Annotated in this window: 18 protein-coding genes and 1 pseudogene; 14 read left to right on the forward strand and 5 right to left on the reverse strand. The window is 73.2% G+C overall.

Annotated features, from left to right (window positions below):
- Positions 1-72: 72 nt before the first annotated feature.
- A complete protein-coding gene (locus ACIODU_RS30060; RefSeq protein WP_401771553.1) occupies positions 73-1,047 on the reverse strand; it encodes a right-handed parallel beta-helix repeat-containing protein in 975 nt (324 codons plus the stop codon).
- A gap of 358 nt (positions 1,048-1,405) precedes the next feature.
- Here ACIODU_RS30060 and ACIODU_RS30065 point away from each other — a divergent pair, with 358 nt between their 5' ends.
- The 4 genes from ACIODU_RS30065 to ACIODU_RS30080 all read left to right on the forward strand — a co-directional run bounded on the left by ACIODU_RS30065 (position 1,406) and on the right by ACIODU_RS30080 (position 5,404).
- On the forward strand, positions 1,406-2,929 hold the full coding sequence (locus ACIODU_RS30065) for a flavin monoamine oxidase family protein (RefSeq protein WP_401771590.1): 1,524 nt from the start codon (positions 1,406-1,408) through the stop codon (positions 2,927-2,929).
- Positions 2,930-3,115: 186 nt separating this feature from the next.
- Positions 3,116-4,060 carry a PAC2 family protein gene (locus tag ACIODU_RS30070; RefSeq protein ID WP_327237103.1) on the forward strand — a complete coding sequence of 315 codons (945 nt, stop codon included), beginning with the start codon at positions 3,116-3,118 and terminating at the stop codon, positions 4,058-4,060.
- A gap of 278 nt (positions 4,061-4,338) precedes the next feature.
- On the forward strand, positions 4,339-4,962 hold the full coding sequence (coaE, locus tag ACIODU_RS30075) for a dephospho-CoA kinase (RefSeq protein WP_401771556.1): 624 nt from the start codon (positions 4,339-4,341) through the stop codon (positions 4,960-4,962).
- A 49-nt stretch (positions 4,963-5,011) separates the two neighbouring features.
- On the forward strand, positions 5,012-5,404 hold the full coding sequence (locus ACIODU_RS30080) for a tetratricopeptide repeat protein (RefSeq protein WP_356424443.1): 393 nt from the start codon (positions 5,012-5,014) through the stop codon (positions 5,402-5,404).
- Positions 5,405-5,457: 53 nt separating this feature from the next.
- Here the strand turns inward: ACIODU_RS30080 and ACIODU_RS30085 are convergent, their stop codons facing one another.
- Entirely contained in the window at positions 5,458-5,712 is a 255-nt protein-coding gene (locus tag ACIODU_RS30085; protein WP_401771558.1) for a DUF6343 family protein, read from the reverse strand.
- A 153-nt stretch (positions 5,713-5,865) separates the two neighbouring features.
- Here ACIODU_RS30085 and ACIODU_RS30090 point away from each other — a divergent pair, with 153 nt between their 5' ends.
- Positions 5,866-6,306 carry a DoxX family protein gene (locus ACIODU_RS30090; protein ID WP_356424437.1) on the forward strand — a complete coding sequence of 147 codons (441 nt, stop codon included), beginning with the start codon at positions 5,866-5,868 and terminating at the stop codon, positions 6,304-6,306.
- A gap of 36 nt (positions 6,307-6,342) precedes the next feature.
- Here the strand turns inward: ACIODU_RS30090 and ACIODU_RS30095 are convergent, their stop codons facing one another.
- Entirely contained in the window at positions 6,343-6,684 is a 342-nt protein-coding gene (locus ACIODU_RS30095; RefSeq protein ID WP_401771560.1) for a hypothetical protein, read from the reverse strand.
- 163 nt (positions 6,685-6,847) lie between these two features.
- Between ACIODU_RS30095 and ACIODU_RS30100 the strand changes: the two genes are divergently transcribed.
- The 4 genes from ACIODU_RS30100 (at position 6,848) to ACIODU_RS30115 (ending at position 13,460) form a co-directional block, all read left to right on the forward strand.
- A complete protein-coding gene (locus ACIODU_RS30100) occupies positions 6,848-8,344 on the forward strand; it encodes a carboxylesterase/lipase family protein (protein WP_401771562.1) in 1,497 nt (498 codons plus the stop codon).
- A gap of 123 nt (positions 8,345-8,467) precedes the next feature.
- Positions 8,468-11,695 (forward strand): DEAD/DEAH box helicase, encoded by a 3,228-nt coding sequence (locus ACIODU_RS30105; RefSeq protein WP_401771564.1) that lies wholly within the window; start codon positions 8,468-8,470, stop codon positions 11,693-11,695.
- The gene (locus ACIODU_RS30110) at positions 11,692-12,969 is read left to right on the forward strand and encodes an SWIM zinc finger family protein (protein WP_401771566.1); all 1,278 of its coding nucleotides are present in this window, start codon (positions 11,692-11,694) and stop codon (positions 12,967-12,969) included. Before ACIODU_RS30105 ends, ACIODU_RS30110 begins: the two co-directional genes overlap by 4 nt.
- Positions 12,970-13,013: 44 nt before the next feature.
- Positions 13,014-13,460: a hypothetical protein gene (locus ACIODU_RS30115; RefSeq protein ID WP_401771569.1), complete on the forward strand. Its 447-nt coding sequence runs from the start codon at positions 13,014-13,016 to the stop codon at positions 13,458-13,460.
- 55 nt (positions 13,461-13,515) lie between these two features.
- On the opposite strand, the pseudogene ACIODU_RS30120 reads toward ACIODU_RS30115, so the two are convergent.
- A pseudogene (locus tag ACIODU_RS30120) lies at positions 13,516-14,046 on the reverse strand (hypothetical protein); the annotation flags it as partial.
- A 107-nt stretch (positions 14,047-14,153) separates the two neighbouring features.
- Between ACIODU_RS30120 and ACIODU_RS30125 the strand changes: the two are divergent.
- Both ACIODU_RS30125 and ACIODU_RS30130 read left to right on the forward strand, forming a co-directional pair.
- Positions 14,154-15,482: a cytochrome P450 gene (locus tag ACIODU_RS30125; RefSeq protein ID WP_401771571.1), complete on the forward strand. Its 1,329-nt coding sequence runs from the start codon at positions 14,154-14,156 to the stop codon at positions 15,480-15,482.
- A gap of 91 nt (positions 15,483-15,573) precedes the next feature.
- Complete coding sequence (locus tag ACIODU_RS30130; RefSeq protein ID WP_401771573.1) at positions 15,574-16,305, forward strand: hypothetical protein; 732 nt, start codon at positions 15,574-15,576, stop codon at positions 16,303-16,305.
- Between the two features lie 438 nt (positions 16,306-16,743).
- Here ACIODU_RS30130 and ACIODU_RS30135 read toward each other — a convergent pair whose 3' ends face one another.
- Positions 16,744-17,955, reverse strand: a complete 1,212-nt coding sequence (locus ACIODU_RS30135; RefSeq protein WP_356424414.1) for a pyridoxal phosphate-dependent aminotransferase — start codon at positions 17,953-17,955, stop codon at positions 16,744-16,746.
- A gap of 101 nt (positions 17,956-18,056) precedes the next feature.
- On the opposite strand from ACIODU_RS30135, the gene ACIODU_RS30140 reads away from it, so the two are divergent.
- The 3 genes from ACIODU_RS30140 (at position 18,057) to ACIODU_RS30150 (ending at position 20,139) form a co-directional block, all read left to right on the forward strand.
- Positions 18,057-18,785, forward strand: a complete 729-nt coding sequence (locus ACIODU_RS30140; protein ID WP_401771576.1) for a winged helix-turn-helix transcriptional regulator — start codon at positions 18,057-18,059, stop codon at positions 18,783-18,785.
- A gap of 170 nt (positions 18,786-18,955) precedes the next feature.
- Positions 18,956-19,471, forward strand: coding sequence for a cupin domain-containing protein (locus ACIODU_RS30145; RefSeq protein ID WP_356424408.1), 516 nt, complete (start codon positions 18,956-18,958; stop codon positions 19,469-19,471).
- Between the two features lie 29 nt (positions 19,472-19,500).
- Positions 19,501-20,139 carry a uridine kinase gene (locus ACIODU_RS30150; protein WP_356424405.1) on the forward strand — a complete coding sequence of 213 codons (639 nt, stop codon included), beginning with the start codon at positions 19,501-19,503 and terminating at the stop codon, positions 20,137-20,139.
- Positions 20,140-21,136 lie beyond the last annotated feature (997 nt).

The following is a 21,136-nucleotide window of genomic DNA, read 5'->3' on the forward strand; positions in this document are numbered from 1 at the left end:
AGCCGCACGGAAGGCCCGTTCCCCTTCGGGGGAGCGGGCCTTCCGCGTGTCCGGGGTCAGGGCATCGAGGCGTCAGGGGGTGACGGCGATGTTCGTCAGGCCGTTGCCGCCGGTCACGGTGTTGGAGCTGTAGACCGTCGTTTTGCAGGACGCGCTGTTGTTGGTGACGTTGACGGCGATCCGGGCCGTGCCGGTGGCGCCGGTCAGGTCGGACCGGTTGGAGCGGAAGACCGTGCCGCAGCCCCAGCCGGTCTGCTGGGTGTGGGTCTCGTAGCCGTTGTTCCGGGTGTTGCGGCCGGTGTTGCCCTCGACCAGCGTGTTGTTGCCCTTCACGTCGACCCAGGAGTCGTCGAAGTTGGCGTTGGTGAGGCCGTTGCCGTCGAAGGTGTTGCCGATGATGCGGGCGCCGGTGGTGCCTTCCTTGATGTCGATGTTCTCGCCGCCGACGTCGGGCCCGATGGTGTTGTCGAGGATCTGCGCGTTGTCGCTGCGGTCGCTCAGGTCGCCCGCCGAGCCGACGTACACGCCCTCGCCCATGCCCCGGCCGTCGTTGCCGGTGTCGTAGATCCGTGAGTTCCTGAGGATGCCGTTGCTGCTGGACGTCCGGAAGTGGACGCCCTCCATGGTGAGGTTGTGCACGGTCACGGAGTCGATCACGACGCCGTTCGCCGCGTCCGTGACGATGCCCTTCTGCGCGTTGGTGACCGTGACGCCCTGGACGGTCCAGTACGCGGCGCCGTTGAGGTGCAGGGCGTAGCCGCCGCCGGTGGTGGTGGTGAGGACGGCGGCGGGCGAGCCGACGAGGGTGATCCTGGCCCCGGCGGTGCCGGCCACCGTCGCCTTGAAGTTGCCCTTGTACGTGCCGTCGGCGAGCTTGATCGTGTCGCCGGGCGCCACCGTGGTCAGGGCCGTCTTGAGCTGGGCGGCGGTGCTCACCTGGATGACGGTGGCCGAGGGCGCCGCGCCGGCGGGCGTGGCGAGCAGGGCCGTACCGCCGGTGGCGAGGAGGGGGGCCAGCAGGGCGGGGAGGAGCGTTCGGGCGCGCATGGGGGTGCCTTCCCGGTCAGGGGGGCCGGATCGGTTCCGGTCGTCTTGAGCATGCCAAGGTCTGGACCAATGGCCAAGAGGGGGCGGGGGATTGGGGTGCGCGGCCGGTGACGCGGTGAGCGGAGGGCAACGTGTGGGATACACGAACATCCGACGGGCCGTAACACGCCATTGCCACGATCCCCGCACACCTGACCGGAAGGGGTAACTGGCCATGCGTCACACGCCGAACACCACCACGGGCACCAGTACTTCGGGCAACAGCGCCACAGGCGCCGGCACTTCGGGTACGCACACCTCCGGCACGAGCCGCCGGAATTTCCTGCGCCAGGTCGGCGTCACCGGGGGAGCGGGGGCGATGCTCGCCACCATGGGGGCCCTCGGTCTCGCCCCCACCGCCGAGGCCGCGAGCCGCGAACCCGTCTTCCGCGCGCCCAGAACGGGCGACTTCACCCTCAAGGGCCGGGCGGCCGCCAAGGTGGTGATCGTCGGCGGCGGGATCGCCGGCCTCACCACGGCGTACGAACTGGGCAAGGCCGGCTACGACTGTACGGTCCTGGAGGCCAGGGACCGTACGGGAGGACGCAACTTCACCGTACGCGGCGGGGATTCGACCACGGACCTCCTCGGCCACCGCCAGACGGCGCGCTTCTCGGACGGCCAGTACATGAACGCGGGTCCCGCCCGGATCCCGCAGTGGATGGTCACCATGGACTACTGCCGTGAACTGGACGTCCCCGTCGAGGTGTTCACCAACTCCAACGCCAGCGCCTACATCTACAACGAGAAGGCCGGCATGACGGCCCCGGTGCGCTACCGCACCGCCAAGGCCGACACGTACGGCTACGTCTCCGAGTTGCTCGCCAAGGCCACCGGACGGGGCGCGCTGGACGCCGAGTTGACCGCCGACGACCAGCAGCGGCTCCTCGAATTTCTCAAGAGCTTCGGCGACATCGGCAGCCAGCTCACCTACACCGGAAGCGAACACCGCGGCTTCACCGTCGACCCGGCCGCCGCCGGCACCCCCGGGGTGGAGCTGGGCGGGGTGCCCACCGTGTCCGAGGTGCTCTCCAGCGGAGTGGGCCGCTACTTCTCCTTCGAATTCGGGTACGACCAGGCGATGCTGATGTTCCAGCCGGTCGGCGGCATGGACCGGATACCGGCGGCGCTCACCCGGGCGATCGGCCACGGCAGGATCCGTACCGGCGCCGTCGTCCAGAAGATCACCGACAAGGCGCACGGCGTGAGCGTCACGTACGCGCAGAACGGCCGGACCCGCGTGATCGACGCGGACTACTGCGTCGCCGCTCTGCCGCCCCACCTCCTCGCGAAGACCTCCCACAACCTGGGCGGCGCCGTGCAGACCGCGCTGGAGGCGGTACGGCCGTCGTCCGCCGGCAAGATCGCGCTGGAGTACCGCAGCCGCTGGTGGGAGAGCGACCACCGGATCTACGGCGGGATCACCGAGACGGACATGGACCTCAGCCACATCTGGTACCCGTCGTACGGCTTCCACGGGGCGCGCGGCACCGTCATCGGCTACTACAACACCGGCACCAACGCCGACACGTACGGGAACCTGACCCCGGCCGAGCGGGAGAAGCGGGCCGTCGCGCAGGGCGAGAAGATCCACGGCGCCAAGTACCGCACCGAGCTGGCGTCCTCCTTCTCCCACCACTGGCGGCAGACCCCGCACCTGGAGGGCGCCTGGCACAGCATGTCCGGCGGCCCCGACGCGCCGGTCTTCGCGCCGCTCAACCGCGCCGCGGGCCGCGTCTACTTCGCCGGTGACTACCTCTCGTACGCGGATGCGTGGCAGCACGGCGCCTTCACCTCCGCCAGGAAGGTGGTGAGCGCGCTCCACGCGCGCGTCCTCGCCTGACGTCCCGGGCCTGGGCCCGACGTCCCGGGCCCGGACGTTCCGACGCCCGGACGTTCCGACGCCCGGACGTTCCGACGCCCGGACGTTCCGACGCCCGGACGTTTCGCAACGGATCTTCGTGCGGCACGGGGAATGCCCGTGCCGCACGGTGCGTTCTTCCTACGAACACGAGGAGGAGCGGTAATCGTGCTTGATCCGCAGGGTTTGTACGAATGGGAGCCCAAGGGCCTCGCCGTCGTCGACATGGCGCTGGCACAGGAGTCGGCGGGCCTGGTCATGCTCTACCACTTCGACGGCTACATCGACGCGGGGGAGACCGGCGACCAGATCGTCGAGAACCTGCTGGAGTCGCTGCCCCACCAGGTGGTGGCCCGCTTCGACCACGACCGGCTCGTGGACTACCGGGCGCGCCGGCCGTTGCTGACCTTCAAGAAGGACCGCTGGGCCGGTTACGAGACCCCGACGCTCGACGTGCGCCTGGTCCAGGACGCCACGGGAGCGCCGTTCCTGCTGCTGTCGGGCCCCGAGCCGGACGTGGAGTGGGAGCGGTTCGCGGCGGCCGTCCGCCAGATCGTGGAGCGCCTGGGAGTACGGCTCTCGGTGAACTTCCACGGCATTCCGATGGGCGTCCCGCACACCAGGCCGGTCGGCATCACGCCGCACGGCAACCGCACGGACCTGATGCCGGGCCACCGCAGCCCGTTCGACGAGGCGCAGGTGCCGGGCAGCGCGGAGTCGCTGCTCGAATACCGCCTGATGCAGTCGGAGCACGACGTCCTCGGGGTGGCCGCGCACGTCCCGCACTACGTGGCGCGGTCCTCGTACCCGGACGCGGCGCTGACCGCGCTGGAGGCGATCACGGCGGCGACGGGGCTGGTCCTGCCGAGCATCGCGCACTCCCTGCGCACCGAGGCACAGCGCACGCAGACCGAGATCGAACGCCAGCTCAGCGAGGGTGACGAGGACCTGGTGACCATGGTCCAGGGGCTTGAGCACCAGTACGACGCGGTGGCCGGCGCCGAGAGCCGGGGGAACCTGGTCGCGGAGCCGACGGAGCTGCCGTCGGCCGACGAGATCGGCCGCGAGTTCGAGAAGTTCCTCGCCGAGCGGGAGGGCGACGGAGGAGCCTGAGGCCGAGATGCCGTGAGGCCGCCCCGCCCAGCGGCTCCCCGAGCGGCACCGAAGATCTTCCCGCGATGACCGCGGTGCCCGGACGATGTGTCCGGACGCCGCGGTCTTCGCTGTTCCCGGACGCTGTGGGCGACCGGCTCCCCGACCGCCGGGCGCCGACCGCCGACCGCCGGTCGCCGCTGACCGTGCGGGACGGCGGGGTGACCGTGGTGGACCCGGCGGCGGCCGGTTCCGTACGGGCCGTGTCGTACCGGGGCCCACCCCCTAAGCTGGCACCCATGCTGAGACTGGGACTCACGGGCGGAATCGGCGCGGGCAAGAGCGAGGTCTCGCGGCTGCTGGCCGGTTACGGCGCCGTGGTCATCGACTCCGACCGGATCGCGCGCGAGGTCGTCGAGCCGGGCACCCCGGGGCTGGCCGCCGTCGTCGCCGAGTTCGGCCCCGGCGTGACCACCGCCGACGGGGCCCTGGACCGCCCGGCACTCGGCGCGATCGTCTTCGGCGACCCCGGGCGGCTCAAGGCGCTGAACGCGATCGTCCACCCCCTGGTCCGTACCCGCTCCGCCGAGCTGGAGGCGGCGGCGGACGCCGACGCGATCGTCGTCCACGACGTGCCGCTGCTCGTGGAGAACGGCATGGCGCCGCTGTACGACCTGGTGGTCGTCGTGGACGCGTCGTCCGCGACCCAGCTGGACCGGCTCGTACGGACCCGGGGCATGACCGAGTCCGAGGCGCGCGGCCGCATGGCGGCGCAGGCGACACGCGAGGAGCGCCGCGCCGTCGCGGACGTCGTCATCGACAACGACGGACCGCTGGAGAGACTGGAACCGCAGGTCCGCAGGGTCTGGGAGAGCCTGACGGAGCGCGCGGCGGCGTCCGGCCGGCGCGGGAGAATGGAATAGCACCACCACGCGTGGCGTTGAAGCCGCGCAGCTAGGGAAGGATGCGACCGTGCCCGAGAGCCCGGAGACCCACGTCATCGACTACCGCGCGGCCGAGCAGCTGCTGGCGGCGCGGGATCCGCGCGGGGCCGTGAAGCTCCTCGACTCGGTGATCGCGGCCCACCCGGAGAACACCGCGGCCCGGCTGCTGCGCGCCCGCGCGTTTTTCGCCGCCGCCCAACTGCGCCCGGCCGAGCTGGAGTTCGAGCTGGTCCTGGAGCGCGAGCCGGACAACGCGTACGCGCACTTCGCCCTGGCCAGGACGTACCAGCGGTCGGGCCGCCCCGACCAGGCCACCCGGCACTTCCGGCTGGCGGCGGCGCTGGACCCGAAGCCGGAGTATCTGAAGGCGGCCCGGTTCGACAGCGACGCGCGGGACGCCGGTCCGCCCGACGCGGAGTGACACCGGCCGGTGCCGGAGCGTCACCGCAAGGGCACGGTACGGGCCCCGGCGTGTCAGCGGCCCCGTGGCCGGCCGTACCGGTCGTCGCGATCCGTTCCGCGCGCCCTGCGTCTGATGCGCCAGAGGACCACGATCAGGTCGGCCAGGACGGCCAGCAGCAGCAGGCCGCACGCCAGCGACCAGCCCATCCGCCCGGCGACCGCGAACGCCACCGTGCCGAAGACGGCCCAGATCACACCCCATACGCTCAGCCAGAACCGCATCCGCAGCGCACTGCGTGCGGTCGTCGGCTCACTTCCGGTGCGCATAGTCGCACCTCCCGAGGTGGGTCTACCCGCCGAGGCGGCCCCTGACCCCGACCACGGGGAAGAGTGTGAGCGGCGAGCGATGAGTTCCGGCGCGGCCTTCCGTCCACCTCTCGACAGCGCCACCGGGCGCTCGACCAGACGGAGGAAACCACCATGTCAGAGGCCCTGAACCCGACCTCGGCCGCGCCCTGCGAGCCCTCGCGCCGGGCGCACCTCACGGTGCGCGGGCTGGAGATCGTCCTGGCGCTGTTCTTCGGGATTGCGAGCGCCGCCCCCAAGCTGGTCGCGCACTCCTCGGCGGCGGAGTCCTTCGACACCATCGGCTTCGGCGACTGGTTCATGTACCTGGTGGGGGCGCTGGAGCTGGCCGGGGCCGTGGCGCTGCTGATCCCGCTGCTGTCGGGGGTGGCCGCGATCGCCCTCGTCGGACTGATGATCGGCGCCTTCGTCACCCAGCTGACCGTCTTCGACGGCGAGAACCTGCTGACCCCGGTGATCCTGGCCGTCCCGCTGGTCTTCATGGCCGTGGTCCGCAGGCCCCGTACGGCGGAACTGGTCGCGCTGGTCCGCCGGCGCGTGGGCGCGGCGCGCTGAGCGCGTGTCCGCACGGCTCCGGTGGACCGGCGCGGCTCAGTGCACGAACGTGTAGCTCCGCCAGGGGGCGGCGCCGGGGGCGATCACATCATTCAGGGTGGTGGCGATGTACGTGGTGCTCTTCCCCGTGCAGTCCGGGCTCAGGAACATCCGCATGTCGACGAGGGTGCGGTTAGTGAGTTCGACGGCGCCGCCCGGCACGAGCCGGTGACAGCCGGTGACCAGCGGGTTCGACACCTGGACCTCGTGCCGGTTCGCGGACTCGTACACGATCGTGCCCACCGACGTCCGGCCGAGGCCGGAACAGCCGGCGACGGCGAAGGTCAGGAGCACGGCCCCGGCGGCGATGCCGGGGCGCCGGTGATGGGTCACGGACATGGGCGGTCCTCGTCTTCGGGCCGGTACGCGGGCAGGTGCTCGTCACACTGCCGGATCCCGCGAGGAGCGGCACCAGATGTGCGGCCGGCCGGGCTACGGACGGATTCCGGTCCCGGCCGTCCCCCGGGGGCTCCGGCGCCCGCCGCCGGGGTAGAGCACGCGTATGGAACCGCAGTGCACGACCCGTCAGGGGCAGGTCCGAGGCCGTGAGTCCGCCACCACGGGGGTGACGTCGTTCCTCGGCATCCCGTACGCGACCGCGCCCCGGTTCGGTCCGCCCGGGGCCGTCGAGCCGTGGGAGGGCGTGCGCCCCGCCGTCGCGTACGGCCCGACCGTGCCGAAGGCGCCCTACGCACCGCCCCTCGACGCGCTCCTCCCGGAGAACGTCGTCCCGGGCGCACCGGGGGAGTCCTGCCTCAACCTGAACATCTGGACCCCGTCGCCCGGTCCCGGCGCCCGGCTCCCGGTCATGGTGTGGGTGCACGGCGGCGCGTTCGCCAACGGCTCCGGTTCCACCTCCGCGTACGACGGGACCGCGTTCGCGCGGGACGGCGTGGTGTGCGTGACCTTCAACTACCGGCTCGGGGCGGAAGGTTTCTGCCATCTGGAGGGCGTGCCGGACAACCGCGGCCTCCTGGACCAGATCGCCGCACTGGAGTGGGTGCGCGACAACATCACCTCCTTTGGCGGCGACCCGGACCGGATCACGGTCTTCGGTGAGTCGGCCGGAGCGATGAGCATCGGTGTCCTGCTCGGGATGGAGCGGGCGAAGGGCCTCTTCCGGCGGGCGATCCTCCAGAGCGGCGGCGCCCACCACTTCCTGACCCCGGCCTCCGCGCGGCTGATCACGGCGCGCCTGGCGGCGAAACTGGACGTCGCCCCCACCGCCGAGGCCCTCGCCGGGGTGCCCGCCGACCGGCTGCTCCCCGCGCAGGCCGAGCTGCGCGCGGAGATCGTGGCCCGTCCCGACCGCGCCCTGTGGGGCGAGGCCGCCGTCAACATGATGCCGTTCGAGCCGGTACGGCCCCGGCGGATCCTGCCGGGGCCGGACTGCGGGGTCGACCTGCTGGTCGGCAGCAACCGTGAGGAGTACCGGCTCTTCCTGGTGCCGTCGGGGCGCCTGGAGCTCCTGACATGGGCCAGGCTGCGCGCGACCGCGCGGGCGTACGGCCTCGATCCGGAGCCGGCGCTGGCTCTGTACCGGGAGGGGCGGGCCGGGGCGGCGCCCGGGGAGCCGACCCCTGATGAGCCGACCCCTGGGGAGCTGTACGACGCTCTCGTGACGGACTGGTTCTACCGGATCCCGGCGATCCGGCTCGCGGAGGCGGTGCCGGGCTCGTACGTGTACGAGTTCGCGTGGCGCTCCCCGCGCTTCGGCGGCCGGCTGGGCGCCTGCCACTCCGCCGAGCTGGGCTTCGTGTTCGACCGGCTGCGCGACCCGGTGTACGCCCCGATGCTCGGCGAGGACGCGCCGCAGAGCGTCGCCGACGCGATGCACGGGGCGTGGGTGCGGTTCGCGACGACGGGCGATCCGGGCTGGCGGCCGTACGACCGGGACACCAGGACGACGATGGTGTTCGGGGCGGAGGGCGCGGCGGTGGCCGAGCCGGTCCGGGATCCGGGGGCGGCGGCCCGGGAGATCTGGGAAGGGCTGCGCTGATCTTCACCCACCCCTACTGACCTGCGGAGACGTCGCTCGGCGGCCGGTTGTCAGACCCCCCGCCTAGACTCGCAGTCAGTCGGATCTCGCCGTCGGACCGTGGGGTGGGAGGGAGTGGGAATCATGGAGCGCGTCGCGCACACCGCCGTGCGGCCACCCGCCCGCGCGCCCCTGCCGGGCGCCGGTGCCGCTTCTGGTACCGCTGCCGCTTCGGGCGCGGGATCGGCCCCGTCGTCCTCCGCCGGCCTCTCCTCCTCCACCACCCTCTCCTCCTCCGTACCGCCCGGTGTCACGCGCTGCGCGGCCGTCTTCCTGCCCGCCGGGCTGCCGCGCGAGGGGAGAGTCGCCTTCTGGGCCCCGGAGGGCGAGCTGCCCGCGTGGCCGGTCGAGGGCGCGATGCCGCCGCGCACCGACGGCGGCCCGACCCGACCCGACACGCGCGGGCGGACGCGGGGCGACGAGATCACGGGCCGGGCGGAACGCGGTGAGATCACGGTCGTACGGCTCGGGGAGCGCGGCGGGGTCGAGGCCCGGACGGTCCCCGCGCTGCTGATGCCGGTCGCCGACGCCGTACCGCTGCTGGTCCGGGCCCGGCGGGACAGGACCGCGCATCCCGCCTCGGCGTGCTGGGGAGCGGCCGCGCTGCACGCGCTCCAGCTGGCCGCGCGCGGCAGGCTGCTGCCCGGTCTCACGGCGTCCGACCACGACGCCTGGCGGGCGGGCCCGCTCGACGCGGACGACATCGCGCAGCTGAGGGCGATCGCCGCCGCGATGCCGCCGGAGGCGTACGCCGTACCGGTCGCGGGGACGGAGCCGGGTCCGGCTGCCGGACCGGGGGCGGACCCGGGGGCGGACCCGGGGAAGCTGAGCCTGCCGGAGCCCGAGGCGCTGGTGCGGGCGTTCCTGGACGCCGTGGCGGACGCGCTGCCCCGTACGCCCGCGGCGGCGTTCGCGGCGGGCAAGCCCTTCGCCGCCCGGGCCGCGCAGCATCTGCCGGGGGCCAGGACGTGGGCCGCCGAGGCGGCGGCGGGCATGGACGCGGGCGTGCGGGTCTCGCTGCGGCTCGACCTGTCCGCGTACGACCTGTTCGACACGACCGGAGCGGGGGAGGAGGCGGACACCTCCGCGGACCGGGCCGTCTCCGCCTCCTCCGCCGCCTCCGACCGCCGGCTGGGCGACGCGTCCGGGCGGCGGGGCGAGCGCGACCCCGAGGAGGCCCGGATCACCCGCCGGGCCGGCGCCGCCCTCGTCCAGGTCCACAGCCTCGCCGACCCCACCCTGGTCCTCGACGCCGGCCGCCTCTGGGCGGGCGACGGGGACGCGAGCTTCGGCCCCCGGGCCCGGGTCGACGCGATGCTCGCCCTGCGCCGGGCCGCGCGGGTCTGGACCCCGCTCGGGCGGCTGCTGGAGCGGGACGTCCCGGACGCGCTGTCGCTCTCCGAGGACGAGCTGTACGACCTGCTCGGCCCGGCCGCCGCCCGCCTCGCCGCGGCCGGGGTCGCCGTGCACTGGCCCCGCGAGCTGGTGCGCTCGCTCACCGCGTCGGCGGTGGTCCGCGCCGCGCCCGGGTCCGCCACGGACGGCACCCCGTTCTTCGACAGCGCCGAACTGCTCACGTTCAACTGGCAGGTGGCGCTCGACGGCGATCCCCTCACCGAGAAGGAGATGGACGCGCTCGCCGAGTCCACCCGCCCGATCGTGCGGCTGCGCGACCAGTGGGTGGTGATCGACCCCGCCCTCGTGCGCAAGGCGCGCAAGCGGGAGCTGGGCCTCCTGGAGCCCGTGGACGCCCTGGCGATCGCCCTCACCGGCACGGCGGACGTCGACGGCGAGACGGTGGAGGCCGTCCCGACGGGCGCCCTGGCCGTCCTGCGCGACCGGCTGGTCGCGGGCCCGGCGGCCGTGCCCCAGCCCCCGGCCCTCAGGGCCACCCTGCGCGACTACCAACTGCGCGGCCTCGCCTGGCTCGACCTGATGACCTCGCTCGGCCTCGGCGGCTGCCTCGCCGACGACATGGGCCTCGGCAAGACGATCACCGTCATCGCCCTCCACCTGCACCGGGCCCGCCCCACCCCCACCCTCGTCGTCTGCCCGGCCTCGCTCCTCGGCAACTGGCAGCGGGAGATCACCCGCTTCGCCCCCGGGGTGGCCGTGCACCGCTACCACGGCGCGGGACGCTCCCTGGACGGCGCCGGGGACGGCTTCGTCCTCACCACGTACGGCACGATGCGCTCCAGCGCGGCCGAACTGGCCGCGCACGACTGGGGGATGGTCGTCGCCGACGAGGCCCAGCACGTCAAGAACCCGTTCTCCTCCACCGCCAAGGCGCTCCGTACGATCCCCTCGCCCGTCAGGATCGCGCTCACCGGCACCCCCGTGGAGAACAACCTCTCCGAGCTGTGGGCGCTCCTCGACTGGACGACCCCCGGCCTGCTCGGCCCGCTCAAGGCCTTCCGCTCCCGGCACGCCCGCATCGTGGAGAACGTGGAGAACGCGCGCGCCGCCGACATCAAGGACGCCGACAACGAGCAGGCCGTGGAGCGGCTGGCCCGCCTGGTGCGGCCGTTCCTGCTGCGCCGGAAGAAGTCCGACCCGGGCATCGTGCCCGAGCTGCCGCCCAAGACGGAGAGCGACCACCCCGTCGCCCTCACCCGGGAACAGGTCTCCCTGTACGAGGCCGTCGTCCGCGAGACGATGGGCGCCATCGAGAACGCGGAGGGCATCGCCCGCCGCGGCCTGGTCATGAAGCTGCTCACCGCGCTCAAGCAGATCTGCAACCACCCCGCGCAGTATCTGAAAGAGGACACTGCCCGGCTGACCGGCCGCTCCGGGAAGCTCGCCCTCCTGGACGAACTGCTCGACACCATCCTCGCCGAGGACGGCTCCGTCCTGATCTTCACCCAGTACGTGACCATGGCCCGGCTGCTCTCCGCACACCTCACCTCCCGCGCGATCCCCTCCCAACTGCTGCACGGCGGCACCCCGGTGGCGGAGCGCGAGCGCATGGTGGACCGCTTCCAGTCGGGCGAGACACCGGTCTTCGTCCTCTCCCTCAAGGCCGCGGGCACCGGCCTCAACCTCACCCGCGCCGGCCACGTCGTGCACTTCGACCGCTGGTGGAACCCCGCCGTGGAGGAGCAGGCCACGGACCGCGCGTACCGCATCGGCCAGACCCAGCACGTGCAGGTCCACCGGCTGATCGCGGAGGGCACCGTCGAGGACCGGATCGCCGAGATGCTCCAGGCCAAGCGCGCCCTGGCCGACGCGGTCCTCGGCTCGGGCGAGGCGGCCCTGACCGAGCTGACCGACCGGGAGCTGGCCGACCTGGTGTCCCTGCGGAGGCAGGCGTGACGGCCCCGCGCGCCGTGCGCCGCGACGACCGCCGCCGTACGTTCCCCGCGCTGCCGCCACGCCCCGCCAGCGCGTCCGGCGACGCGGCCGCGCGCGCCTTCGAGAGCGGGTTCGCGACCACCTGGTGGGGCAACGCCTGGGTGGAGTCGATGGAGGACACCGCCCTGGACCCGGCCCGCCTGAGCCGCGGCCGGGTGTACGCGGGCGGCGGCCACGTCGACGCGATCACGGTCACCCCCGGCCGCGTCACCGCCTACGTACGGGGCTCCAGGCCCCGCCCGTACCGTACGGAAATCCGGCTGCGCACCCTGGACGACGGGGACTGGGAGGATCTGCTCGACGCGGCGGCGGCCCGCCCCGACCACATCGCGGCCCTCCTCGACAAGGAGATGCCCCACGCCCTCGCCGCCACGGCCGACCTGCTCCCCGCCGGGGGCGACCTCACCCCGGACTGCTCCTGCCCCGACGACGGCTTCCCCTGCAAACACGCCGCCGCCCTCTGCTACCAGACGGCCCGGCTCCTGGACAAGGACCCCTTCGTCCTGTTCCTGATGCGCGGGCGCGGCGAGCTGGAGGTCCTGGCCGACCTGACCCGCCGCAACGCGACCCGCTCGGCCGCCGAACGGACCGCCGCGCCGCCGCCCATGCCGACGGTCCCGGCGGCCACCGCCCTCGCCGCCCGTACGCTCCCCGCGCTCCCGCCGCCCTTCCGCACGCCGGACCGCCCCGGCCGCCCGCCCGCCTACCCGCAGGCCCCGGGCGCCCCCGACCCGCTCGCGCTCGACCTGCTCGCCTCGGAGGCGGCGGCCCGCGCGCACACGTTCCTGACCACCGGTCTCGACCCGGTCGGCGCGCTCACCCCCTGGCAGGACGCGGTACGGCTGGCCGCCGCGCACCCCGGCTCCGGGCTGACCGCCTCCACCCGCGCCCTCTACCGCGACCTCGGCGCCGGGACGGACCACACCCCCACCGACCTGGCCCGCGCGGTCGCGGCCTGGCGCCAGGGCGGTCTCGCGGGCCTCGCCGCCCTGGAGGAGCCCTGGGACCCGCCGGCCGGACCCTTCGACCGCGCCCGCCCGGCCCTCGCCGCCGCCGACCAGCCCCACTTCCGGCCCTGGCGCAACCGGCTCTCCACCCCGTCGCTCCAACTGCGCTTCGGCCGCGACGGCCTCTGGTACGGCTACGAGTCGGACCGCGACCGCGAGGACTGGTGGCCCCGGGGCACCCCGGACACCGATCCCGTGGGCGCGCTCACCACCCTCCTCGGACGGTGACAGGTAGTCTTCTCCGGTAGCGGAGTGTGCGCGAAGGGGGCCTGGTGGAAGCGGAGTTACTGGCGCTGGCGACGGCGGGGGCGACGGCGCTCGTCCAGCAGATGGCGACGGACGGCTGGACCTCGGTACGGGACCGGGTGACCGGTTTCCTCGCCGGCAGGGGAGCCGCGACGGCCGAGGCGGTCGAGGCGGACCTGGAGAGCGGCCGGGCCGAACTGGCCGCCGCCCAGGGCACGGACGGCGGGGAGACGGCGGCCGGCACCGCCGAGGATCTGCGCACCGAATGGCGCAACCGCCTGCGCCGCACCCTTCTCGCCGACCCGGAGGCGGCCGCCGAACTGCGCGCGCTGCTGGCGGAGTTGGACGCCGGGCGGCCGGACCGGCAGCCCGGCGACACGCACAACACGGTCAGCGGCGGCACGGTGCAGGGCCCGCTGGTCCAGGCCCGCGACATCGGCCGCCTCGACCTCGGCTCCGGCGGCCGGGACTGAGCAACCGGGCAGGCACGGGGAGCGGGGGGAGACGGAGTCGGACGGTGCTCCGCCGCACGTCCTCCGCCCAGTGCGCCAGCGTCGCGAAGTCCGCCTCCCGCAGGCCGCGTCGGGGGTGGATCCTCAGCAGCAGGGCCGGGGCGTCGTGGTGCGCCGCGACATGGACCCGGTCCCGGTCCGTGATCATGTCGTCGACCCAGGCGAACGGACGCCCCGCCGCCCACTCCAGCAGCGGCCGGGTCTTCCAGAACAGGCCGTCGGGGTCCTTCGCGAAGAGTTCCGGCCACTCGATCACGGGGAGGTCCGTCGGGAGCCCCACCACCGGGGCGATCATGACGTTGGCCTCGTGCATCCACGTGGTGGCCCAGGTCAGTTCGTACGGCAGCGCCAGCAGCCGCGCCCCGTGCCCGGGGTGGAGGCGCACCCGCAGCCCGCGCCGGTGGCCGCGGGACCCGGGCGCCTGGCGGGAGAGCCAGGCCGAGGGGTGCAGCCGGGTGCTCGTGTAGCCGCGCGGGCGGTAGAGGCGGGCGGCGTAGGGATTGAGGGGACCGTCGACGTCGAGGAGGAGCAGCGGGCGTTCCGTCATGCCGGGAAGCTGCCCAGCCGGACGGCGGGTTACGACTCCGGGACCACGCCCGCCGGCACCGAGGAGCCACGTGCCGCCGGCCGCACGGGCCTGTTTACGCTGGTCCCATGGCACCCTCGACCCCCGGCCCGTCCCCCGCACCAGACGTACCGGACGCACCGGGTGCACCAGCCGCACCTGAGGCAGCCGGTGCACCGGCCGCACCCGCCGCACCCCCCACACCTGAGGCACCCGCACCGCCCACGACACCCACGCCGCCCGCCGACCTCACGGGCGAGCTGCTGGCCGACCCGTACGACGTCTACGCCCGGCTGCGCGAGACCGCGCCCGTGCGGCGGATCACCGGGCCGGACGGGATGCCCGCCTGGATCGTGACGCGCTACGACGACGTACGGCAGGCGCTCACGGACCCCCGGCTGTCCCTCGACAAGCGGCACGCCCTGCCCGGCAACTACCGGGGCTTCTCCCTGCCGCCCGCGCTCGACGCGAACCTGCTGAACATGGATCCCCCGGACCACACCCGGATCCGGCGCTTCGTCGTCCAGGCGTTCACCGCCCGGCGCACCGAGAGGCTCAGGGAGCCGATCCGCCGCACGGCCGGCGAACTGCTCGACGCCATGGCCCCGGCGGGCCGCGCGGACCTCGTCGCCTCGTACGCGGCCCCGCTGCCCATCGCCGTCATCTGCGAGCTGCTGGGCGTACCGGCCGAGGACCGGCGCGACTTCCGGGAGTGGACCGACGCCCTGATCACCCCCGACCCCGCGCGCCCCGACGGGATGAAGAACGCGGTCCGCGCCATGCTCGGCTTCTTCACCGGCCTGATCGGCCGCAAGCGCGCCGAGCCCGACGACGACCTGCTGTCCGCGCTGATCGCCGCCCGCGACGAGTCCGACGACCGCCTGAGCGAGGACGAGTTGGTCTCGCTCGCCTTCCTCATCCTCTTCGCGGGCTACGAGAACGTCATCCAGCTCATCGGGACCGCGACCCTCGCCCTGCTCCGCGATCCGGACCGACTGGCCGCGCTGCGCGCCGAACCGGCGGCGATGCCGGCGGCGGTCGAGGAATTCCTGCGCTACGACGGCCCCGCGCTGACGGCCCTGCGCCGCTTCCCGGTGGAGGACGTGGCCATCGGCGGGGTGACCGTACCGGCGGGGGAGACCGTACTGCTCTCCCTCGCCTCCGCCAACCGCGACCCGCGGCGCTTCCCCGACCCCGACCGGCTCGACCTGGACCGCGACACGGCCGGTCACCTCGCCCTCGGCCACGGCATCCACTACTGCCTCGGCGCGCCCCTGGCCCGGCTGGAGACCGAGATCGCGCTCACCGCACTGCTGGAGCGCTTCCCACGCCTCGCACTGGACGTGCCGGACAACACCCTGCGCTGGCGCCCCTCCACCCGCGCCCGGGGCTTGCGGGAGCTGCCCGTACGGTTCTGACACCGGACCGGGCGCGAGCGGGCGCGGACGGAACCGCGCCCGGGCGAATAATCGTTCGATGGGAAGTCAACTCGTCGCTAGTGTCTTCCTCGTGGCGAAACTCAATCAGATCATCGCGGTCGAGAAAGGCGTCAAGGCCAAGGCGCACCAGGACCTGACGGCGGCCCATCACGGGCTCCAGAAGCCGGCGTTGCTCGTCGGCATCTCCCGTACGTACCAGGCGAAGGACGAGGAGGGCGAGCAGCTTCCGCCCGAGTCGACCCGGGTCCAGGTCCAGGCCGAGGACGTGCTGCGCGACACCGCGAAGTCGCTGACGCGGCTGTTCGACGTGACCGCCACCAAGGACTGGGCGAACTGCGAGGCGCGCGCCGATGTCACCGTGGACGGACGGGTGTTGGTGGCCGCCGTGCCCGTCTCCTACCTCCTCTTCCTGGAGAAGCAGCTGACGGACCTCAACACCTTCGTCCGCAAGCTGCCGGTGCTGGACGCGTCGGAGGCCTGGAGCCAGGACCCGTCGACGGACGCGTGGAAGACCGAGGCGGTACGGACGCTCCGTACGAAGAAGGTCCCGCGCAACCACGTGAAGGCCGAGGCCACGGAGAAGCACCCGGCGCAGGTCGAGGTGTACTACGAGCACATCCCGGTCGGGTACTGGACCACGACCAAATTCAGCGGCGCCCTGCCGGCCCGCCGGGTCAACGAGCTGCTCGACCGGGTGGAGAAGCTCCAGCAGGCCGTGAAGTTCGCTCGCGAGGAGGCCAACGGCGCCGAGGTCACCGACCAGCGGGTGGGTGACGCCGTGTTCGGCTACCTGTTCGGGTAGCCTCATTGGTTCCCCGGCCGGCGCACAGACGCCGGGCGGGGTGCGCGAGGAGCGCAAGCTGAAACTGAGGCTTGTCGTGAAAGGCGCGGTTCCGGTGGAGGTTCGACTCCTCCCCGAGGCACTTCCTGCCTCGGTGGCCCAACTGGCAGAGGCGACCGCGATCAATCTCAGACTCTTGCTCCAGACTCAGCATTCGCCACCGATCGCCGGATCGACCGGACTCAGGCCCCGGACGTCGAAATGCCGGTTCAATTCCGGTCTGCGCAGCTCGATGCGCGGTGGTCCAAAGGCAGGACGCGACGACATCATGCTGACCTGGGTCCTCAAGTGTGCCGGTGTGCGACATGGTGGCACTCTCAGGGCTCGGGAGCCGGCTACGCTCCCGAGCCCGCTCCTGCTTTCAGGGATCTCTCCAACGAGGCCCGGAAGCGCCGGACTTCACTGCCGGTAGCCGCCCAGGAAACGGCCGATGCGGCTGATCGCGGCGTCGAGATCGTCGGCGTACGGCAGTGTCAGGATCCGGAAGTGGTCCGGGCGGGGCCAGTTGAAGCCCGTGCCCTGCACCACCTGGATCTTCTCGCGCAACAGCAGGTCCAGGACGAAGCGTTCGTCGTCGTGGATCTTGTGCACCTTGGGGTCGAGGCGCGGGAACGCGTACAGCGCGCCCTTCGGTTTGACGCACGAGACGCCGGGGATCTCGTTCAGCTTCTCCCAGGCGCGGTCCCGCTGTTCGCGCAGCCGGCCGCCGGGAGCCGTCAGCTCGTGGATGGACTGCCGGCCGCCGAGCGCGGCCTGGATGGCGTACTGCGCGGGGGCGTTGGGGCACAGGCGCATCGACGCCAGCATGGTCAGCCCCTCCAGATAGCTGCGGGCGTGCTGCCTGGGTCCCGAGACGACGAGCCAGCCCGAGCGGAAACCCGCCACGCGGTACGTCTTCGACAGCCCGCAGAAGGTCAGGACGACCAGGTCGGGGGCGAGGGCGGCGGCGCAGTGGTGCACGGCGTCGTCGTAGAGGATCCGGTCGTAGATCTCGTCGGCGAACACCATCAGCTGGTGGCGGCGCGCGAGATCGAGGATGCCCTCGACGATCTCGCGCGGATAGACCGCGCCGGTGGGGTTGTTGGGGTTGATGATCACGACGGCCTTGGTACGGTCCGTGATCTTGGATGCCATGTCGTCCAGGTCCGGATACCACTCCGCCGACTCGTCGCAGAGGTAGTGCACGGCCCGGCCCCCGGCCAGGGTCGTCGCGGCGGTCCAGAGCGGGAAGTCCGGTGCGGGGATGAGGACTTCGTCCCCGTCCTCCAGCAGCGCCTGCACCGCCATGGAGACCAGTTCGGACACGCCGTTGCCGAGGAAGACGTCGTCCACGGTGACCTCGGACAGCCCCAGGGTCTGGTAGCGCTGGGCGACGGCGCGGCGGGCGGAGAGGATCCCGCGCGAGTCCGTGTAGCCGTGGGCCTGCGGCAGCATCCTGATCATGTCCTGGACGATCTCCTCCGGCGCCTCGAAGCCGAAGGCGGCGGGGTTGCCGGTGTTGAGGCGCAGGACGCTGTGGCCTGCCTCCTCCAGGGCGTCGGCCTGCTCGATGACCGGGCCGCGGATCTCGTAACAGACCTCGCTGAGCTTGCTCGACTGCCGGAATTCCATGCGGTGGGCTCCCAGACCTCGTTCGACCGTCTTGCTTCTTGCTTCATGCCGTTCTTGCGATACTTGGTTTTACCAAGTGCGAGCTTGGAAAGTCCAACAACATGTCTAGACTGCGACGCATGCCACGCCGCCGAAGCTACGACCAGTACTGTTCCGCCGCCCGTGCCCTCGATGCCGTGGGCGACCGCTGGACCCTGCTGATCGTCCGTGAACTGCTGGCGGGTCCCCGCCGGTACACCGATCTGCACGCCGATCTGCCCGGCGTCAGTACGGACGTGCTCGCGTCCCGGCTCAAGGACATGGAGCGCGACGAGCTGGCCACGCGCCGCAAGCTGCCGCCGCCGTCGGCCGCGGTGGTGTACGAACTCACCGAGCGGGGGCGGGGGTTGCTGCCGGTGCTCACCGCGCTGGCGCGGTGGGGCGCGCCGGCCCTGGAGGAGCGCCGTCCCACCGACGCCGTACGGGCGCACTGGTTCGCCGTGCCGCTGATGCCGGTGCTCGCGGCGTGCGGGGCGGGGGCGGGCGCGGAGGGGGTGGTGGAGGTGCGGCTGGACGAGGGCGTGTTCCATGTCCGGCTGGGGGGTGGGCCGTTGGGCCCTGCGGGCCCTGCGGACCCGTCGGCCCCTTCGGGCTCGTTGGACACTCCGGGGGTCGGCCGGGTCGCGTACGGCGACGGTCCCGCCGACGCCCCCGACGCCTGCCTCGTCCTGGACGCCGACACGTGCCGCGCGGTGGGCGCCGGCACGCTCACGCTCGCCGACGGGGTGCGCGACGGCCGGATCGAGGTGGCGGGCGACAGCGCCCTGGCGAAGGCGCTGCGCGGCGCGTGACGCGGAGCGCGGGAGCCGCACGGTGACGCATCGTCAGGAGAAGTCGGCGGAAGTGGCGAACCGGGCACGGCGATCGAGTAGCGTGACCGATTTGGCGGGGGCGTCGGCGGATCGGGTGTGCGGTTCCGCTGCCTGCAACTTCGCCTGTCCACAGACGAGTTGGAGGAACCATGAGGGCTTGGAGCAGGCGGCGCGCGGCGGGGAACGGGCGGCTGGGCCGGCGGTTCCGGGCGGTCGGTTCCGGCAGGGCGGCGCTCGTCACCGCGTCCGTGGCGGCGCTCGCGGTGGTGCCGTCGGCCGCGCTCGCCACCCCGGGCAGCGGGGTGACGGGCACGATCCTGGCCCAGGGGACCTCCGACGGCACCCTCGAGGTGAAGGCCGAGGGGCGTACGGACGTGGTCGTACGGACCATCACCGTCGCGCCGGGCGGCTCCACCGGCTGGCACTACCACCGGGGCCAGCTCATCGTCGTCGTGCAGTCCGGCACGCTGACGAGAATCCTGGACGACTGCTCGGTCGAGGTGACGCCCGCCGGGAAGTCGTTCGTCGAGCCGTCGGGGTCGCTGCACCGCCACATCGGCCGCAATCTGGGCAGCGAGCCGGTGGTCCTCTACCTCACGTACCTGCTGCCGGTCGGCAGCGCGCTGTCCGAGGACGCGGACCCGCCGCACTGCGCGCACGGGTGACCGCCCCGTGAGTGACCGATGATGAACGGGTGCGACTCGAAGCGATCACCTGGGACCGGCTGACCGACGCCCTCGCCGAGCGGCTGCTGGAGACGGCACCGGCCGACGGCGGACCCTGGCTGCGCGTCGCCGTCGACGGCGCGCCGGCCGCGGGGACCGGGGCGCCGGCCGCGGCGCTCGCCGACGCGCTGCGGCTGCGCGGCCGGTCGGTCCTCGTGATCGACACGGCGGGTTTCCTGCGGCCGGCGTCGCTGCGGTACGAGTACGGCCGCGAGGACCCCGACACGTACTACCACGGGTGGTTCGACACGGGCGCGCTCTGGCGCGAGGTCTTCGGCCCGCTGGACCCTGGCGGCAGCGGACGCGTCCTGCCCGACCTCTGGGACCCGGCCACGGACCGCGCGACGCGCAGCGCGCCCGTCGAACTGCCGCCCGGCGGGGTGCTGGTGACGCACGGTCCGTTCCTGCTGGGCCACTGGTTCCCGTTCGACCTGACGGTGCACCTGAGCCTGTCCCCGAACGCCCTCCGCCGCCGCACGAACGAGCCCGACCGCTGGACGCTCCCCGCTTTCGAGCGATACGAGAAGGAGGTCACCCCCGCCGAAACGGCCGACGTGGTGGTACGCGCCGACGACCCCCGCCACCCGGCGTGGGGAGGACTCCCTTAGGGGGGTGTCTTGCCCGCGACCCATGGCCGTCGTGCCGCCGGGGCGGGGGTTGCCGCGGCGGGGTGGTCCGGCGATGCTGGGCCGGTGCCAGGGCAGCGGAAGAGGCGTCAGCGACAGGACCAGGGCCGCCGGGCCGCCGGTGCACCGGCTTTCGGGGCCGGCCGCTGGGAGGTGCTCTTCGAGACCCAGATGGAGTCGGAATGGCGGGCTCACCTGCGTGGCCTCCGCGCGGCCGGTGGCGGGACGGACTGGGCGATGACCCGGATCGACACCTTGTGCGGCCGGTCGAGCCTCCCGACCACGTATCGGTTGAGTCTGTTCGTCCCGGCCCCAGAGGCGCCCCCGGGCCGGAGCGGATAGCGCCGCGCGCCGCTCCTGCCGGGGCCGGACGGCCGAGGCCGTTCTCGCGGACGGAGCACTGTGGTGGCACCGCGCCTGCCCAACGGGCCTCACCACAGCGGCACGGGCCGCGGCAGACGGCCTACGGCCGGTTCCCCCGGCGACAACCCGACGCCACACAGCCCGGGTTGCTGGACCACATGCGGGTACGTCACGACGCACCCGACCGCGTGGAGCAGACGGTACCGACGGCCGCCACACGAAAGGGCAGCGCAAACACCCGCCCGCGCTCGCGCGACGCGTCGGCGCCACCCGCGTGCGGCCGTGTCCCCCGTGGGGCCCGGGGCCGGTATCGGCCCCACACGGCCCCGCCCTTCGGGTGAACCGTGCCTTTCCGCGTACGTGCCGCGCATCTGCGCGACGGCACCGCCCACCCGCGCTCGCGCGACCCGTCCGCGCCGCCCGCGTGCGGCCGCGTCCGTACGGACCCCGGGGACCGGTACCAGCCCCACGCGGCCCCGGCCTCCGGGCGGACCGTGCCCGCTCCGCGTGTGCGGCCTAGTTGTATTGCCCTGTGAGGTTGGGGATGCGGCTGGCGGGTGGTTTGCCTGCGAGTGCGGTGTGTCCGCGGTGGTGATTGTAGGTGTGCTGCCAGCGG

Origin of the sequence: Streptomyces sp. NPDC088261, from assembly GCF_044740805.1 — a bacterium.
In the GTDB taxonomy this organism is placed as follows: Bacteria; Actinomycetota; Actinomycetes; order Streptomycetales; family Streptomycetaceae; genus Streptomyces.

What these genes read in the sequence shown, in the direction of transcription:
- ACIODU_RS30060 (WP_401771553.1), bottom strand. Translation starts at nt 1,047, where the DNA reads ATGCGCGCCCGAACGCTCCTCCCCGCCCTGCTGGCCCCCCTCCTCGCC.
- ACIODU_RS30065 (WP_401771590.1), top strand. Translation starts at nt 1,406, where the DNA reads ATGCTCGCCACCATGGGGGCCCTCGGTCTCGCCCCCACCGCCGAGGCC.
- coaE (WP_401771556.1), top strand. Translation starts at nt 4,339, where the DNA reads ATGCTGAGACTGGGACTCACGGGCGGAATCGGCGCGGGCAAGAGCGAG.
- ACIODU_RS30085 (WP_401771558.1), bottom strand. Translation starts at nt 5,712, where the DNA reads ATGCGCACCGGAAGTGAGCCGACGACCGCACGCAGTGCGCTGCGGATG.
- ACIODU_RS30090 (WP_356424437.1), top strand. Translation starts at nt 5,866, where the DNA reads ATGTCAGAGGCCCTGAACCCGACCTCGGCCGCGCCCTGCGAGCCCTCG.
- ACIODU_RS30095 (WP_401771560.1), bottom strand. Translation starts at nt 6,684, where the DNA reads ATGTCCGTGACCCATCACCGGCGCCCCGGCATCGCCGCCGGGGCCGTG.
- ACIODU_RS30100 (WP_401771562.1), top strand. Translation starts at nt 6,848, where the DNA reads ATGGAACCGCAGTGCACGACCCGTCAGGGGCAGGTCCGAGGCCGTGAG.
- ACIODU_RS30105 (WP_401771564.1), top strand. Translation starts at nt 8,468, where the DNA reads ATGGAGCGCGTCGCGCACACCGCCGTGCGGCCACCCGCCCGCGCGCCC.
- ACIODU_RS30125 (WP_401771571.1), top strand. Translation starts at nt 14,154, where the DNA reads ATGGCACCCTCGACCCCCGGCCCGTCCCCCGCACCAGACGTACCGGAC.
- ACIODU_RS30135 (WP_356424414.1), bottom strand. Translation starts at nt 17,955, where the DNA reads ATGGAATTCCGGCAGTCGAGCAAGCTCAGCGAGGTCTGTTACGAGATC.
- ACIODU_RS30140 (WP_401771576.1), top strand. Translation starts at nt 18,057, where the DNA reads ATGTCTAGACTGCGACGCATGCCACGCCGCCGAAGCTACGACCAGTAC.
- ACIODU_RS30145 (WP_356424408.1), top strand. Translation starts at nt 18,956, where the DNA reads ATGAGGGCTTGGAGCAGGCGGCGCGCGGCGGGGAACGGGCGGCTGGGC.